This window comes from Sporocytophaga sp., assembly GCF_017745095.1.
Classification (GTDB): Bacteria; Bacteroidota; Bacteroidia; order Cytophagales; family Cytophagaceae; genus Sporocytophaga.
Genome location: NZ_JAGHZZ010000010.1, coordinates 182,047 through 199,890 on the forward strand (window position 1 = coordinate 182,047; position 17,844 = coordinate 199,890).

Here is a 17,844-nt window from a genome sequence, read left to right on the forward strand (position 1 = left end):
GCTCTGATCGGAGCTGCTTTTCCTTTTATAGAAAGAGAAGTCAATTATTCTTTGACTATATGTGAATGATCAAAGTAATGACGAATCCAACCTTAACTTTAAATACTGATTTTAGTCCGAAAAATGATTTGATTCTCATTCGATAAAACAATCAGAAAATAGATTCCCGAAGGAAAAGAAGCCATATTGACTATACTTTTCAAGGAATCATTATTGATTGATTTAGTCAGCAACAATTGTCCATCCAAGTTTAAAATATGAGCAGAATAGGAGGAAGCTTGCGCCTGATTTGTCCATTGAATCGATAACTCTTTGTGCTCGACAGAGGCTTTAAAGTCGATCTTCTGTGTAGAGGATATAGAAGTCACCTCTTTTCCAGAAAAAGGGGTATAGCAGGCTCCCAATTCGTGCAGAGAGGTATTTATGCCGAATGAATTCATGTCATAAATTTCACCCGTTATTAAATTTCCTAAAGCCAAATCATAATTTCCGGATTGATTCATGGAGAATGCAACCCACTTTTCATCTACCGGATATGGATCAGAACAATCGGCATCTTCTCTATTAAACAAAGCCTTTTGAGGAGTATTGCCATTAAAATATCCCGTATATATCTGGTCATGGTGATTGGAAGCAGACAACCATCTGGCATACAAAAAAGTATTTTCATCTTTTGTGATGGAATAATATTCTTGTACACCGGCTTCCGCAGCCAGCGGGGTCTTCATTCCGGTTGAAAAGTTTATTTTATAGATGTCTGACCCCGCACCTGCTCCTTGACTATAAACAATCTCTTTTCCGTCAGGCACGAAATAAGGCATAGATTCTTCGGGATTATCCCAATCATCAGTTACGCTTTTCAGAATATTTCCCTCCAGATCCATTATTCTGATATCACCGTTTTGTTTAAAGACAATGGATTTACCATCCGGAGAGAATTTGGGATCTTCATCGCGCTCGCCGTTTTGAGTGAGGTTTAGCGGCTCGTCCGAAGAAAAATCCCATAGAAAAATTTCCCAGGCCCAATAATTATGCTTGCCTTTGGGCACACCCATGAAAACAATCTTAGTTCCATCATTAGAAAAATGAGGGTTCATAGCATGGTCAATGTTCCACGAACCACTTATCATCGAAGAAACGCCGGTTTCAAGATTCAAGAGGTATAATTGACTGTCCCATGCTTCATAATTAGAATAGCTGTGATAAACAATTTGTCCGGAGGTAATTGGAGATGGTGTTCCGGCTTGTAAAATTGAAGTGATGCAACTTATTACAATAAAAATGTATATGCATTTATATCTCATAATGAATTTTTTAGGAGCTGTCTGAATCTGCAATGTTTATTTTATACTGCAAGTTAATAAACTTATGCTCATTGTGTAAGCTTGAGTCAATAGACATCAAGCAGCGGGGGAGAAAGCATTTTGTCTGAACTGGGATTTATGGGATAGAGAGATAAACAGGATTATCTTTGATGACTTTTTCAAGGTCTTCAAAGATAATGATTTAGACAAGTCTGTGGGAAAACAAAGGAAGACTATTTGGTAAACCTTTTGATGATACCCTTTTTCTTTAATGCTGTTAATATAGAATCCAGATTTTTGCCACTGTTCAATGCTACAGTTGTCGGATCTTCTATATCAACCAATTTGATTTTAGATTCACATTTGTTAATTGCAAATTGCATCTTATATGGCGTTATTATACTATCATTTAAAATGTACTCAATAGCTGTTGTATCATTTTCATAATCCCAATTATAGAGCTCTTCAACTCTAATACTATCTGAGTTAAGATAAATGAAGTTATTTTTTAACTGGTATATGCCTCTGGTAACAGTTATGTCTCCTTCGCAATGATCAACATAGTAAAAGGTATAATCTGATTTAAAAAGAAATTCTCCCAAACAGCAATCACAACCAAACTCAAAAGTACACCCATCCAGGTAGGTTGTGGATGCAAATTCAAATACCCGGTCCCTTAAGTCAACTGTTGTATCAGATGTTATTTTATTGATTTGTTGATCGACTTTATTAATTGTCTCACTTTGCCTTTGTTGCTTAGCCTTTTTGCTTTCAGTTTCGGTTTTACAGGCGATAATTGAAATGGTTATTATCAAGAAACAAATACTATTTATTTTTCCCATATTTTCTTTATCAATTTTAAAAATGTTGGTTTTTCATCTTTAGTTTTCTCAACTGATTTTCCGAGATCTTCAAGTGTAAATTTAACTACATTAGCTGCTTCCCATTCTTCATATGATGGTTGCTTTAAGCCTGCTCCACCTTTATGTGGATATTCAACATATCCTTTCGGCGAGGTTGGTAGTTTTGATTTACAATCCTCTGAACATACATTAGCAAGCAATGGAACTACATCAGTTGCTATTCTTAAAGTAATCCAGAATTGATTGGTTTCCTCATAGGAAATTTCCTTTTCACATACACTACAGCTTAGAGTATCACCTTGATATCTTACTGGGTTATGATCCAATTTTGGAAATCCCATTCTATTTTTAAAATTACCATACAATGCTCGCGTACTTATTCTGCTATCTTTTAATTTTTTACATTTAGTGATTTCGTAAGGAAACCAATGTAAATCGTAAGAGGTATATAGATCAAAATACTCAAGGGATTCCATTTGCCCGATTTCAGGTGGTATTCTTTTAAGCCTACTACCATAAAGCCAGACTTTCTTAACATTTTTCAATTTCTTGATTGTCTCCGGAAGGGTTAATATTTGAGAAAATAAATCAGCACTTAGATATTCCCGTGGCGCAAATTCATCCAGTCCATTTTTTGCTACATACTCCACATATTCACAAAGCTTCTTCCATGCTTCACTGTTTCTATCTTGAACGTCATTCGGTATTTTGGATATTCTGTTACTCATTCTGTTTTAGCTTGTTCTGTAATTTGGAGCTAAATGGATACTTATATTTTATATTCTAATTTACTCATTTGAGATGGCAAAACCAAGGTTGTGCAAAGCATGGTATCTTATGCTTTCACGCTTTGGGGCAAGATGTTAATGTTGGATGGATGGAGATGGGATATACGGTGGACCTTTATTCTCTGTGGCGCCACATTTATGACCTGCCACTTTTGAAAGTTTCAATGACCTTATATTTCAGAATCAATTGAACGAAGTGTCGGATCGAAAGATCCGACCTCGGAAATATTATGGTTAAGAAGTTATGGAATGGTCCTTTCCGGTATGCCATCGGTCACGGAGGAGATTTATGTGTAGCACCTTTTCGTTTTGTTCTTTTAAAGATATTTTTTTAATTTTGTCGTTATGAGAATGACCGTAATGCTATAATATTCCTTTCGAGCTTAGTTCCATAAGCAATGCGCTTTATTTATACAAAGCGTACTTTTCTATAATTCATTTATTTTATTGATAATTTAATAACCATGTCAATTGGTCGACAGACTCTGTTGCTGTCTGCGGATGGTTTTAAAAGAAAATATTTATGTCTGATATACTAAGTAAAAAGGAAATAGAGCATTTTATTCATAACGGTTTTATTCGCCTTGATAATTCATTTACAAAGGAAATTGCAGATGCTGCATTGGAAATTCTATGGAATGATCTTCCTTGTGACAGGACAGATCCTTCAACCTGGATCGAGCCTGTAATTCGTTTGGGAATGTACACCAATGAGCCTTTTGTTAATTCTGTAAACGCTCCAAAATTGCATAATGCTTTTAATCAGTTAATTGGTAAAGACAAATGGATTCCTTGTCGGAGTGTAGGAACGTTCCCTGTCAGATTTCCATCTGATCAACAACCTAATGATACTGGTAAGCATGTAGATGCAAGTTTTCCAGGAGATGATCCGAATAATTTTTTTGAATGGCGCGTCAATGTCAAATCAAAAGGACGAGCTTTATTGATGTTGATTTTGTATTCCGATGTCAACGAAAACGATGCCCCAACAATCATTTATGAAGGTTCACATATTGATGTTGCAAAGTTATTGTCTAAAGAGGGGGATTCAGGTCTTTCTTTTATGGAGCTTGCAAACAAGTTGGACGACTTGCCTAAAAGAAAAGAAGTGTATGCTACAGGTAAAGCTGGTACGGTTTACCTATGTCATCCGTTTTTGATTCACGCTGCTCAAGCACATCGGGGTAATAATCCTAAATTTATGGCACAACCACCTTTGCTGTTAAAGGGTGAATTGTCTATTTCAGACTCTGATACAGGTTATTCTCCTGTTGAACGGGCCATTCGATTAGGAATTGATCAATCATAAAGGGTTTTACATTGAAAGAGGTTGCTTATAGCGGCCTCTTTCTCTTTTAGGGTAAACGAAAACTATAACAAAGACACACCGAGTACATTTTGTATGAGTGATCATTGATTTGTTTTAATCATTCTTCTGCAAGATAAAAGTTACGGAGAGTTAGGGTGTGAAATTGATCAGAGAGGCTGACTTCGGTGAGATACACCAATACTCACTTCGCTAATCGGATCATAACTTAGCTGGTTTTAAAAATTTTTACTTCTTTAGTTCACCTGCCTTTGTAAAGAAATAATAAGCAAGTAAAAGGTCTCTGATGCTATCTTGAGATCGTAGCAGTAGACGTCGTTTTCTGCATAGTAGATGTACATGAAGAAGACATAGATCAGCACCTTGTTCATGTCTTGGAGTGTGATCAGTTTGAGCAGGATGTCCAGCTCGCCTATCATTTTCTGGTTAAGGATCGTGTCTTCGTTTAGGACAATAACTATTCACTTATAATCTATAGCGTTTTTGATATGGTTGAATTGCACGGATAAGGAAAAGACTGAAAGCCAAAAGTTTAAAGTTATAAAGAAAGATCGGTAATTGGTTTATTGTGAATCAGTAACACAATTAAAGAATATATCAGTTTCAAATTTCTGAAATTTAAATTGCACTTGTTTATTTCTGATTTATATTTGCACATCTTTCAGAGGGTTTGAAAAACGTATTACTTATAGCGGCCATATTGGGAATATTACTGCACAACTTCAGTAAGTTCATGATCGTTGCTTCGTTTGAAGCTAATAGGGCTATCATTGCTAAAACCCTTTGTGTCAAAAGAAATATAGCAGGTAATAGTTGTAATGGAAAATGTTATCTTAAAAAACAACTTGATACCGAGAGTAAAAAAACAAACAGCTTAAGTTCTGATAAGGCCTCTTCTGAGACACAATTCATTGAAAAGATTTCTTCGGTTCATTTCAATTTAATTCAGATTTCTTCATTTGATTTTGTTCCTTATCAAAAGGACAGCCATATACAGCTTTATTTTTCATTCTTCCATCCTCCGCGGCAGAATAGCTAAGGCGGGCGCCATTCCTTTATTCATTTATCATTACTGCTATTTATCCTATGATGTGAATTCTTCAGGGAATAAATAATGCAACTGCATTGCTTTCTGTCTTTGTTAAGTCAATGATGTGAAAAGCTTACAGTCATTGTGCATTGTTATGTATTAATGTAATGTAAACTTCTTTCAGAACAGAAGAACAGGATTGGTGTGTCTTATAAGGGCCACTCCGGCATAGAATAGAAAAGCAAAACTGAAGAGTTCAACTATTCAGATTGTTTAATATTCACTTTGATTTTAGGTTACTTCATTCATAAGTGCTACCTGCTACTTAACTTAAAAATTAACATTGTAAACATCACAATTATGCTCTTAAAACATCAATCATTTCTTGCTATACTATTGTTTCTATTTATAACACTTATAAGCTGCAAGAATACAGAAGATACTCCTCAGCCTGCTCATCAGACTCAAAACCTTTCGCTTAAGATGTCTACCGTAATAGGTAATAAGCCAATCGATTTTACTTCTGTCTTTACCACAGAAGCTGGAGCAAGATACACGCTATCCAGTTTCCGGTATTATGTTTCAGATATTCGTCTTGTGAAACAGGATGGAAGTGAATTTCCGATTACAGGAAAGTATCTGCTTATCAATCCGGCAACAGAAGATTACGATTTGGGTCAAATACCTGTGGGTGATTATAAAGGCTTGAAGTTTGCTGTCGGTATAGATTCTATTACAAATCATGCAGACCCTACTGTACATCCTGCCACTAATCCATTGGCTATTCAAAGTCCAGGGATGCACTGGAGCTGGAATGCCGGATATATCTTTTTAATGATGGAGGGAAGTTGTGACACAACCGATACCAACACGGATGTGCAAACCTTTGGTCAGTTCAGTCATCCTATGTTTTATCATATAGGCATGGATATGCTTTATCGTGAAGTAAATCTTGATAATATATCTTTTGCAGTAAATGCAAGCGATAAGAAAACACTTCATGTACAGGCTAACCTTAATAAATTTTTTACAGGTATAGATATTAAAACAGAGAATGCATCTCATACTATGGGATCAATGCCTTTGGCAACTAAACTGACAAATAATATTCAAACAATGTTTAGTGTTATCCAATGAGGTCTCTGGCTTTTTCTTACGGTTATCATTTTGTAGCCGTAAGAAATTATTTTATTTACTATATCCCGTGTGTTCTCTTATTGCTTACTTCCTGTAAGAAAGATAAGGAGGATGAAGCAATTGAGAAAGGTAATATGGTTATTACCTTACAGTTGCCCAAAGGATTTCTTTATCCCGATATTCCTCCGGACAATCTTCCGACTCAGAATAGAATTGAGCTGGGTAAACTTTTGTTTTTTGATCCCATATTATCAAGAGACAGCACCATATCCTGCGGCACTTGTCATCTGCCGGATAAGTTATTTGCAGATAAACTTCCTAAAAGCATCGGGATTGAAGGCAGGATAGGAGAAAGGAATGCACCTTCTCTTTTAAATGTAGCTTATCAACCTTCTCTGTTCTGGGATGGCGGCAACCCCACACTCGAGCAGCAAGTGCTTGCACCGATTGATAATCACAATGAAATGGATTTTGATGTCAATAAGGTGGTGGAGAGATTAAAGAAGCATGCTCAATATCCACTGTTATTTCAAAAAGCTTATAATCAGGAGCCAAGTGTTTATGCGCTCACCCGAGCAATAGCCTGCTTTGAAAGAACTTTGTATGGAGGTAGCTCTGCGTATGACGAATATTCAGATAAAAAACCCAATGCACTTACTCCATCTCAGATAAACGGAATGAATCTCTTTTTCGGAGAAGAAGGAGAATGCTTTCATTGTCACACAGGTTTTACATTTACAGATAACAGTTTTCGTAATAACGGGCTATATCAGGTATATGCAGATTCAGGCAGGGCAAGAATTACCCAAAATCCATCGGACATAGGAAAATTTAAAGTTCCCTCTCTTCGTAACGTCGAAAAAACTTCTCCTTATATGCATGATGGAAGTATGGCTACATTGGAGGAAGTCATTGATCATTACAGTAAAGGAGGTCATAAACATCCGAACAAAAGTCCGATTATACAACCTTTAAATCTCACCGATCAGCAAAAGGATGATCTGATAAGCTTTTTAAAGGCTTTAACAGATCGATAAAATAATAGATTAATTTGATTAATTTGATTAATACTTTAGTTCTCGCTGGCTTATAGAATGGGGCCTTGAGGAAATTTCTTAACGCAATTTCCTCACAGCCCTTGATTCTTTTGGTTACTTTTCTCATCAAGGAGAAAAATGACAAAACTAGAGTAAAGAGATTTATTATAAACTAATCCAGTAATTATCATAGTGACGGGAATTAAAACACTAATCCTAAATATTAATAAATTGAATATGAAGAATAAAAACGAATTCCTGAAGTACACATATTCTGGCCTCAAAAAATATATCTGCAAAACGCTCTTTATAGCCGGTGTTTTTCTTTATACTTTATCTTCCTGCTCAGAAAGAAGATCATTAAAAAGAGAGGAACTGATGGCCCTGCATGATAATGAAATGGCCAGGATGCATATGATTATTGATTTAAAAAATGAGCTGAAGCAATTAAAAGATTCTACAATCAATGAGGATCATAAAAAAGAAATATCTTTTCAGATCAAACGTCTTGAGGAAGCTGATGAAGCCATGATGAACTGGATGAGGAATTATGATGAACCATCAGAATCAACAGATGAGGATGTCAAGGGAAAATATTATGACGATCAGAAAAATATCATGATAAAAGTAAAAGAGAAGATAGAAAACGGTCTTGATTCCGGTCAGATAATTCTTAATAAATATAAGCACTAAAATGGTTAAAGGTAAAATTCTATTATTAATAATTGGTCTCTGTGTGATGGTTGCCTGTAAAGATGCACAGAAACAACTTCCTATTCTTGGACCTAAAGAGTTAGTTGAAAAAGATGTGAATGGGAAAATAGCAGAAGATACTATTTTTCACACTATTCCTGATTTCAGATTCCGGGATCAGGATAGTAACTGGGTAAGTCTTGCTACATTCAACGATAAAATTTACATCGCAGATTTCTTCTTCACGACATGTCCTACCATTTGTCCTGTGATGAAAAGTAACCTATTGAAGGTATATGATCAATATAAGGATAGTAATTCAGTTTCTTTTCTATCGCATACTATAGATCCTTTACATGATTCTATTCCTGTTCTAAAAGATTATGCAAACAGGTTAGATATAAATTCTTTTAAATGGCATCTGGTGAATGGTTCAAAAGATTCTGTTTATGCAATGGCAAAGAGTTATCTGGTAAGTGCGCAAGAGGACAAAGAGGCTCCGGGTGGATTTATTCATAGCGGAGCACTTATTCTTATTGACAAGAAAAGAAGGATAAGAGGTTACTATGACGGAACGGATGATAAAGCAACAGCAAAACTTATTGAGGATATAAAACTTCTTCTCAATGAAGGCAGGTGAGCATTTAATATATCTGGTTCTTCTTATGGTATTTCTGGTATCCTGTGCAGACGGGCCTACTGGTGAAAAAACATATCAAAAGAGTTGTGCCAATTGTCATGGTAAGGAAGGAGAGGGATTAAAAAAGTTAATTCCACCTCTTGCCGGTTCAGACTTTTTGAAAGATAAAAAGTCTGAACTTCCTTGTATTATAAGAAAAGGAATGTATGATACCATTCTTGTTAATGGACATAAGTACATTGGAAATATGCCTGGAAACAATGAATTATCAGTGATAGAGATCACCAATCTGGTTAATTATATTAACAGGGAATGGGGAGATCATTCATATCAATCTGAACAGGAAATACAGGTTGAATTGGATAAGTGTGATTGAAAGTTAAAGCCTTTAAGGAGCTATCGCATTTGTAAGTATTAAGTCTTAACTAGTTAAAATAAGAGTTAGCATTTTTGAAGATCGAGGGAACAGAAATGATGGAGAAATTTTATATTTTAGTAATGATATATGTGGTCAGACAAATACTATTACTTGAACATCTATTATGACGAGACCTTAAGCAGGGACTTTGATACGCAGACTTTAGTGGCTTTTATGAAGTCTTTACCGGAATTGAAGGAAAAGGAGGCTTTAATGTTCGGGAATGCACCAGATTTTCCATTTACGAATATTCTGCTTTTAAAAGCTAAGGGCTTAAATCAATGGTCAGACAGAGATCGCAATATTGAAAAGACAAATTTAATAGCTATTGTATGCACCAAAGACACAGTTCCAAATTTTGAGAAACATCAATCATTGTTTATAAAGATAGCTACGTTTATGGATTGGCAACTCGTGGATGAGCATACCGATGATGATATTGAAAACTATGTTTTATGGGCTCCTGAAAAATAAAACTGCTGGCCCGGCACATTTGAAAGTTATCAGTAATATCAAATTACTTTTTAATTGAACACCACTAGGAAAATTTCTTTATGCTTTGTGTTTTAAAGCTTTCAGCTTTTTGCTTTCAACTCTCGTCAGAGGGGGAAATCTGGTTTATAAGCTAGATTTGTGTAAAAATTCTGTTAATTTTTCTATATCTCTGATTTATAAGCTTTCAAAGTATAAATATTACAATTTAACTTTGTATATTTATCATTGTAAGTTTTTAAATCATTCAGGACTTGAAAAAATATCTTCTACTAACTGCTATTTTTTTAGTTTATTTCCTTCAGCGAGCATCTGCAGTCACCTATACTGTTAATAGTACTTCTGATGCCAATACCGGAAATCCAGGGACCAATACAGGTACATTGAGGTGGTGCATGACTCAGTCGAACTTAACTGCTGGAAGTCACACTATTAATTTTAATATCCCGGGTGCAGCACCCTATGTTATTAATATTGCAAGTACTCTGCCTCAAGTAAATAATGGTAATAATAACATTACCATTGATGCAACATCTCAGCCGGGATATACCGTAGGCGTTCCTGTTGTAATTATCCGTGGAAAAACAGGATTGGTAGCTATGCAAATTCAGAATAGCAATGCTACCGGCCACATCATCAAAGGATTTATTTTCCAGTCTCTATCAACAGGTATCTCCATTACAGGCGGTTCTAACCATGGTATTTATGGTTGCTGGTTCGGTATCAATGATGCGGGAAATTCAAAAGCAGGTGTAACGATCGAGAAAAATGGCATCGAAGTAAGCAACAGCCCTGGCGTTAATATAGGAGGGACAAATCCTGGCGAAGGCAATGTAATATCAGGCTGTGCCAATGTTACAGGAGCTAATCAGGGTAGCTTTGCCGGTATCTTTATAAGCGGAGGAAATACCAATAACACAAGGATAACAGGTAACTTTGTAGGTACAGATGCTACAGGTACACTAGGAGGACCGAATCTTGGAAACGGAGCTGTAGAATATTTTCATCAGAATGGTATAACGATCAGCGGTACGAACAACAGCGCAGTATTCATTAGAAATAATGTTATTTCCAATAATTTCAGCTCAGGTATAAGAGTGGTTCAGGATGGAAGCTGGATCGGAAGCAATAATGTAACTATTACCGGAAACTTTATCGGTACAGATAAGACAGGTATGCAGCCATTAGGGAATGGCACCGCAGGTATCTGGGCTTCGGAAAGTCAAAACCTGACCATAGGAGGAAACACGGCAGTCCTTTCAAACGTAATTTCTGCCAACGGTAAAACCAATGTACCTAATGTTACCAATACTCAGAATGCAACAGAATGGGACTGGTACAACAGTGCCGGTATATATTGCGACAATATAAGTAATTCAAACATCAAAGGAAATTATGTAGGGACGGATATTACAGGTAATAGCATCGGAGTTGTTGCTCAGGCTATGGGTAACCTGTATGCCGGTATTAAAATAAAAGGATATGGAGGTTCTGTTCCTAAAAACCTTACCATTGGAGGCACTACTGCTGCTGATGGTAATATAGTGGGTGGAAACGGATATAGAAGTTTTGCTGCAAATGCATCTTATCCGGGCCATGGCATCCTTTTACAAGGAACCACTGTAAACGGTGTGAATGTGTATAAAAACTATGTAGGTATCTCTCCATCAGGTGTAAACATAGGCAACAAGCAGGACGGTATCAGTTTACAGGATGGGGTTAAGAACTGTAACATAGGGGGAGCTAACCTAGGGAACATTACTTCCAACAATACATTTGGCGTTTTTCTTCAGAAGAACTGTAATAATAACACGATCAGCGGTAACCTTGTAGGTACTGGAGTCACCGGAACGGGAGCTGCAGGAAATAGCCAGGGCGGTATTTGCCTTCAGCAGCTTTCAAATTCCAATACCATCAGCTCCAATATTATCGGAGGAAATTCCGCAGCTGCCGGTATAATAATCAGAAATGGTGGATCTCCCGCTGCTCCGGCAAATAATAATATCATACAGAGTAATACAATTGGCACTACTACCGGTGGTGCAGCTTTGCCAAACCTTATAGGAATTTACATAGGAGGCGGTTCAACCGGAACCATTGTTTCAGGGAATACCATAAAATTAAATACCTCACACGGTATTTCTCTTGATAACGGACAAGCTTCAAGAATAACTTCGAATTTAATTAATGATAACGGTGGAAATGGCATAGACCTGGCCAATGGAAGCAGTAACAATATAATTGGTGGAGCTTCCTCTGAAGCCAATAGTATTATTGCGAATGCTAGTCATGGAGTCGGCTTCAGTGCGCCGAATACAGGAGGATCAGTGGGCAATGCCATTGACAGAAACATCTTCAGTTGTAATGTTGCAAGAGGTATAAATCTGAATGGTGGTAATGCTAATCTTGCTGCTCCAACTTTCACAGGCGCTCCAGGCAGTTTTAATGTTTCTGCCAGCGGAGGCTGGATAGAGCTTTACAGAATTGATGGTTGTCATAACTGCGATGCACTGTCGTCTAATCCTGGTACAATAATAAATAATCTTCAAGGTGCAACACTTGTACTTGAAGGACCTGCAGGTTCTGCTATCTGGAATAATATAAATCCTGTTACTTATGGCGGAACGACCAATAAAGATTTTACCGCAATCGTATCTTCTGCCGCCCCAAGTACAACGGCTGGTGCTACTACAGCGCATAATACTTCTGAGTTTTCTTCCTGCATATCATTGTGCAAACTTACTAAACCTCAAGTAACAGCTTTCGCAAATGCGATCTGTATAGGCGAAAGCGATACCCTTACAGCAAATACTACTGATACCGGTGTTACTTTTACATGGTATAAAACTTCTGTGACTCCTGCCAATCAGGTGGGTACAGGTCAGACTTTTGTGGTTTCTCCTTCCGCCTCTACTACTTATATAGTGGTAGCGTCCAAAGCAAATTGTGCAGCCGATACTTCAGCTCCTTTTGCCTTAAAAGTGAATCCGATTCCTTCTGTAACTATTAATGCATCAAGTACTGCACTATGCAGTAATAACGGAAGTACAACATTAAGCGCTGTTGTAAGTGGAGGCACAACACCATATACTTATATATGGGCAGATTATCCTGCCAGCTCTTTTAAACCCGGAAATGTTTCAACCGTTACTGTAAGTCCGATTGTTTCCACCATCTATACTCTTTTAGTCATGGATTCTAACGGATGCGCAAATCCTGTTGCAACCAAGGAAATCACAGTTTCTACTTACACACAAGCTGATGCAGGAAGTGATCAAAGTCTGTGCGGAGTGTCATCTGTGGCTCTTGCCGCAACGAACCCCTCACCAGCTACAGGACAATGGACTCCGATAGCAGGTACCCCATCTTCCGTAATTGTAGCACCTGTAAATAGTCCTGAGGCTACCGTTACAGGGCTAACAGCAGGAACTACTAAACTTGTATGGACGGTAACAAGTGGTGTTTGTATTTCAAGAGATACAGTTACTATTGTAGATTATACAAATGTAGCAACTGCGGATGCAGGTTCTAATATAATTGACTTATGTAATGTGAGCAATACCAATCTCAGCGGAATCGCTGTCGGTGGTGTCGGACATTGGACTATATTAGATGGGCCGGGAAAACTTTCGGATCCTGATAATGCAACAACCACAGTAACAGGACTTGTGCCGGGTAGCACTACAATGGTGGAATGGAGAGTTGTAAACGGAGCTTGCTGGAAGACTGATACTGTCAGGATAATAAATTATAGAACGGTTCTTGCTTCTATTGCAGGGGCCCGTTCACATAGTCTGTGTAATGAAGTGAAAGATACCTTAACTGCTGTAGCTCCGACTCTTGGTACAGGTTCCTGGTCAAGGATAAAGGGACAAGGTACTATTTTGAACCCTGATAAGAATTTAACTGCTATAACAGGTCTTCAGGTTCCGGATACAATTGTTGCAAGGTGGACTGTGGTAAATGGTGCATGCGAAGCGCGTGATTCTGTTACCATTATTAATTATCAGAAAATTGATAGCGTGTTTGCTGGAACAGACAAAGCAGTATGTAATATAACAACTGCATCGGTTTCAGGAAATGTACCTGTGATAGGAACAGGATCCTGGTCAAAGTTGAACCCAAATGCTCCAGGTATAATAACTTCTTCTGATTCTCCTCAGACGACTATAACAGGTTTGTCTTATAATGTACCTGTTGATCTGATCTGGAAAATTACCAATGGGACCTGTAAAGCAGAAGATACTGTAAGAGTGACTGCTAATGACCAGCAACCGGCAAATGCAGGTCCGAATCACTATCTATGTGTTGATTCATTGGTAAACCTGGCTGCAGTTCCTCCTGCTCAAGGTTACGGGCGCTGGTCTATTGTAAATCCTGGCGCTGCATATTTTGTAAACGGTATTGCTGATTCTTCCAATAGTCAGGCTCAGGTGCATGTGCCACTCGGATATACCGAATTCGAGTGGAAGATATTCAGCGGAGGCTGCATGGGGGAAACAAGCAGCAGGACTATAGTCGTAAGAGATACTATACCTACTGTTGCAAATGCTGGTAGCGATGCATTCACCTGTGACATAGACAGCAACAGATTGCATGGTAACAAGGCCTTTGTCGGAAGAGGTAAGTGGTATGCACCTTACGATAGCACCCTTGCATTTGATAATCGATTCGACTCTTTGACCTGGGTGCATAATCTAAAGATCGGATCTAACATTCTGGTCTGGTCAATTCATAGCCCTTACGGAGTCTGCGATTCGATTTCAGATACTGTAAATGTTATAAGAATGCATGTTGCTTTTGGGGCTGATTCCATAAATGTATGTTATGGTAGTCTTCCTGTATTCTTCGGCGATACATTATATGCGCTTCCTGGTAATTACAACTACAGATGGAATATTGATATTCCCGGAGCAGTTGTAAATGATACGAACTACTTTACTTTTCCGTATGATCCATCATTGATACATGCAGGAATTGATAGTCTTCCAGCTCCTGGTAATAATTATTGGGTGAAGCTTCGGGTGAATGGTTTGGGCTGTTTCGTTCAAGATTCTGTTTTGGTCAAATACCACAAGCTGCCTGAAGCAGTACTTACAGCAGGGAAGGATACAATTTGTTTGGGTACATCTGTAGATCTTATTGCAGGATCTAATGTGAAACCGATTGCTTATGCATGGTTAAATAATATAGGAACTCTTGAAGATACAGTCATTATCCGCATCAATCCTTATACAAGAAGTGTTGAGCCTGAAGCAAGTACGCTTGTAGCTTACTATGTAATTGTGCTTGATTCTAATGGTTGCTGGAGCTTGCCTGCGATGGATACAGTGAAAGTTATTCAACATCAGGATCTTGTTATTCCAAATCTTATGACTCCTAACGGGGATGGTAAGAACGACACCTATGTGATCAGAGATGTAAATCAGATGGACCTATTGCCTGGAGCTACATTTGAAGTTTACAACAGGTGGGGAGAAAGAGTATTCAGATCTACCAATTACCGAAATAACTGGGGCGCAAGAGATGTTAATGATGGTATATACTTTTACTACCTGAAGTCAGGTTGCGGGACTGATGCTCATAAAGGCTGGCTTCAGATTATATCTAATGAAAAGAATGTCGAAGGCTTTTGACAAATAATCAACAAGAGTTTGAACAACAGCAAGACTATTTCTGGAATATTTTGTTGCTGTTGCTCAAACTGTTGCTCTCTTTTTCCATTATTACTTCTCTTTTATATAGCAGGGAAAACTATTTTTTTACTTGTTTCATCACTAAGTTGACGGCTATGGTGGCTCACAGACCGGGGAGGTGGCATAAAAAGTCAATTGGACAATTGATCATAGCATAGAAAATGGGTAATTTGGTGCATATAAACAATTACCTGCATATCAGAAGACAACTATGTCAAAAATATTATTAGCACTATCAATTTTAATTCTTACGGGTACTACTTCCTTTAAATCATTAAAAAATGATAGTTATACTTTGTCCATTGAAAAAGGAAAGGCTATAAAAGAAAAGGAGAATACTTATTGGGTAATTCCAACGACTTTGACCAATAATTCAAATGATACCTTGAAATATTATAGTATGTCCTGTTCTTGGCAAGACTTTTATTCTGTTGATAATAGAAAGCTTCAAATAGATAATGCCACCATTTGTGATAAGAACATTCTAAAGATTTTAACATTAGTTCCTGGGCAGAAGCAGACAGTTGAAGTAAGACTGTTAATAAGTCAGACAATGGATGCTCCAGAAATAAAATTTAGAATCGGTTTTAATTTGATAAAAGTAACTAAAAAAAATAATCCGCTTCACTATCATGAGATTCTGAAAAAGAAGAATGTTATTTGGTCAAATGAAATTTCAATGTAAATCAGCTCCCCGGCCTGTGATACATCATAGCCGTCAACTTAGTGACTACATGAAGAGATAAGCAACAGTATGAGCAAGAGATCTTTTAATAAAGAAAGAAAGGGTTTCTTGCTCTTGCTCAAACTGTTGTTCGTTTATTCTTTCAAAGAGAACTTGTGAGGCTGAGGATAAATCTCAAATTTTATAATTGTTTCTTTCTTAAGTTGAGGCTATTGTGAGCCACAGACGAGGAAACTGGCCATTCCCTTCATGTTCATTGAGCATAATATCTTGGTAACAAACTTAGACTATGAACGAACAAGCATTAAATAGACTTAAGCAATTCAAATCAAAGGATAAATTCTCTAATGAAGAATGGGATAAAAGAGGATTGATTCCTTCAGATCAAGTTATTAGTAATGAACTGAACTCGATGCTGAATGCTGCTGCTGAAGAATTGATTCAGTTACTCAATAATGGATCCGATAATAGCAAATTAAAGAAAGCACTAAAAAGCAGACTCAAGCATATAAATAAAAGTGCATTTGATACTGAAGAAAAAGAATTTATTGCGGATTATTTCTATGATTTAGCAGAAATTGTAAATGTTGACTTTAAGGATGAATTGAACAACTGGCTATATGGATCATTCTTAAACACTTTGATGAAAGCTGTTAAAGTATTTAAAGGAAATGGAAAGATATTAAATGTAATTTCTCAAGATTGTACGAAATGTAAATCAAAGCTGGAAACATTTGTTCTTGAAAGAGAGGAGGGAATTCCAGACTACTCTTTTTTCCTTGTAAAATGTAATGAGTGTGGAGAATATAACTTATTAAAGATAGGGATAGGGATTAAACGATTAAAGTTCGGTAAGTACACTATGATAGAGCAATTACGAAAGGATGAATACACGGAAGCACAAGCAAATATTCGCCTTGAACAGATCAAATACTTTAGAAAATAAAAAGACATCCACCAATATTAGAATGGGTGAAGAGGAGAATTAAATTTTTAAAAAGTAAAAGAAATTATAATTTTTATTCAGATAGCTCCTATAAGAAAAAAACTGTAACAGTACATTTTAAACGATTAAGATTTTTTATCAGATTTTTACAGACAATATTCTTTAATTAATTCAATAACTATTTTAACAAACTTATGAGATTAACTAATTTATCAACTGGGTTAGTAATATTACTAACTGTTTTTTACTTGGCTGTAAAGGAGAAAAAGGAGAAGTCGGTCCTGCGGGGTCTGTAGGTCCGAGTGGCACTAATACACTAAAGGAAGGCTTTATTAAATGTAATGCTGCAGGTACATTGTCAGATGGGTCTGCCTTTAATTACAACTTGAATTTTCAAGGTAACCATTCTAGCACGGTTAATGATTATATAGTATCAGATGCTTTATAAAACATTCATTTACATTACTAAAACATATTCTGAAGATGGTGATACCTTGGAATATGGTTCCTCAATTTTCCAATTTGAAGTTAAAAACATATCCGATTTAATTGATGCACAACTCAGATACTTTGGATTGGAAATAGTTAAAAATTTAGGAAACAACAAATATCAGCGAAGTTCCTATGGATGGTCTGATGAAAATTCATCTGGGGGCTCTGTAACGGTCTCAGGGCTTTCCTTTAATGCCTATACCGGCAATTTAACAGGTAACATTTTTTGCTTTTGATTGCAGAAATAGTGTTACTATTACTAATGGTTCTTTTTCATCCAGAATAGCCAATATTGT

General features: G+C 36.9%; 16 protein-coding genes. 13 read left to right on the forward strand and 3 right to left on the reverse strand.

Going from position 1 to position 17,844, the window contains the following annotated elements; translation table 11 throughout:
• Positions 1-98 precede the first annotated feature (98 nt).
• From J7604_RS16755 to J7604_RS16765, 3 genes are all read right to left on the reverse strand, one after another.
• The gene (locus tag J7604_RS16755; protein WP_293897870.1) at positions 99-1,304 is read right to left on the reverse strand and encodes a T9SS type A sorting domain-containing protein; all 1,206 of its coding nucleotides are present in this window, start codon (positions 1,302-1,304) and stop codon (positions 99-101) included.
• A gap of 233 nt (positions 1,305-1,537) precedes the next feature.
• Positions 1,538-2,146, reverse strand: coding sequence for a hypothetical protein (locus tag J7604_RS16760; RefSeq protein ID WP_293897873.1), 609 nt, complete (start codon positions 2,144-2,146; stop codon positions 1,538-1,540).
• Entirely contained in the window at positions 2,134-2,895 is a 762-nt protein-coding gene (locus J7604_RS16765) for a leucine-rich repeat domain-containing protein (protein WP_293897876.1), read from the reverse strand. The genes J7604_RS16760 and J7604_RS16765 overlap by 13 nt, the downstream gene beginning before the upstream one ends.
• A gap of 68 nt (positions 2,896-2,963) precedes the next feature.
• Between J7604_RS16765 and J7604_RS16770 the strand changes: the two genes are divergently transcribed.
• The 13 genes from J7604_RS16770 to J7604_RS16830 all read left to right on the forward strand — a co-directional run bounded on the left by J7604_RS16770 (position 2,964) and on the right by J7604_RS16830 (position 17,784).
• Complete coding sequence (locus tag J7604_RS16770; RefSeq protein ID WP_293897879.1) at positions 2,964-3,146, forward strand: hypothetical protein; 183 nt, start codon at positions 2,964-2,966, stop codon at positions 3,144-3,146.
• Between the two features lie 332 nt (positions 3,147-3,478).
• On the forward strand, positions 3,479-4,264 hold the full coding sequence (locus tag J7604_RS16775; RefSeq protein WP_293897882.1) for a phytanoyl-CoA dioxygenase family protein: 786 nt from the start codon (positions 3,479-3,481) through the stop codon (positions 4,262-4,264).
• 688 nt (positions 4,265-4,952) lie between these two features.
• Entirely contained in the window at positions 4,953-5,321 is a 369-nt protein-coding gene (locus J7604_RS16780) for a hypothetical protein (protein ID WP_293897885.1), read from the forward strand.
• 351 nt (positions 5,322-5,672) lie between these two features.
• Positions 5,673-6,449 carry an MbnP family protein gene (locus J7604_RS16785; RefSeq protein WP_293897888.1) on the forward strand — a complete coding sequence of 259 codons (777 nt, stop codon included), beginning with the start codon at positions 5,673-5,675 and terminating at the stop codon, positions 6,447-6,449.
• On the forward strand, positions 6,446-7,486 hold the full coding sequence (locus tag J7604_RS16790; protein ID WP_293897891.1) for a cytochrome c peroxidase: 1,041 nt from the start codon (positions 6,446-6,448) through the stop codon (positions 7,484-7,486). The genes J7604_RS16785 and J7604_RS16790 overlap by 4 nt, the downstream gene beginning before the upstream one ends.
• Before the next feature lie 237 nt (positions 7,487-7,723).
• A complete protein-coding gene (locus tag J7604_RS16795; RefSeq protein ID WP_293897894.1) occupies positions 7,724-8,179 on the forward strand; it encodes a hypothetical protein in 456 nt (151 codons plus the stop codon).
• Between the two features lies 1 nt (position 8,180).
• The gene (locus J7604_RS16800) at positions 8,181-8,819 is read left to right on the forward strand and encodes an SCO family protein (protein ID WP_293897897.1); all 639 of its coding nucleotides are present in this window, start codon (positions 8,181-8,183) and stop codon (positions 8,817-8,819) included.
• Positions 8,806-9,195: a cytochrome c gene (locus J7604_RS16805; protein WP_293897900.1), complete on the forward strand. Its 390-nt coding sequence runs from the start codon at positions 8,806-8,808 to the stop codon at positions 9,193-9,195. Before J7604_RS16800 ends, J7604_RS16805 begins: the two co-directional genes overlap by 14 nt.
• 129 nt (positions 9,196-9,324) lie before the next feature.
• The gene (locus tag J7604_RS16810; protein ID WP_293897903.1) at positions 9,325-9,711 is read left to right on the forward strand and encodes a hypothetical protein; all 387 of its coding nucleotides are present in this window, start codon (positions 9,325-9,327) and stop codon (positions 9,709-9,711) included.
• 272 nt (positions 9,712-9,983) lie between these two features.
• Positions 9,984-15,365 carry a gliding motility-associated C-terminal domain-containing protein gene (locus J7604_RS16815; RefSeq protein ID WP_293897906.1) on the forward strand — a complete coding sequence of 1,794 codons (5,382 nt, stop codon included), beginning with the start codon at positions 9,984-9,986 and terminating at the stop codon, positions 15,363-15,365.
• Between the two features lie 271 nt (positions 15,366-15,636).
• Positions 15,637-16,110: a hypothetical protein gene (locus tag J7604_RS16820; protein ID WP_293897909.1), complete on the forward strand. Its 474-nt coding sequence runs from the start codon at positions 15,637-15,639 to the stop codon at positions 16,108-16,110.
• A gap of 289 nt (positions 16,111-16,399) precedes the next feature.
• On the forward strand, positions 16,400-17,056 hold the full coding sequence (locus J7604_RS16825) for a DUF4844 domain-containing protein (protein WP_293897912.1): 657 nt from the start codon (positions 16,400-16,402) through the stop codon (positions 17,054-17,056).
• A gap of 437 nt (positions 17,057-17,493) precedes the next feature.
• Entirely contained in the window at positions 17,494-17,784 is a 291-nt protein-coding gene (locus J7604_RS16830) for a hypothetical protein (protein ID WP_293897915.1), read from the forward strand.
• Positions 17,785-17,844 lie beyond the last annotated feature (60 nt).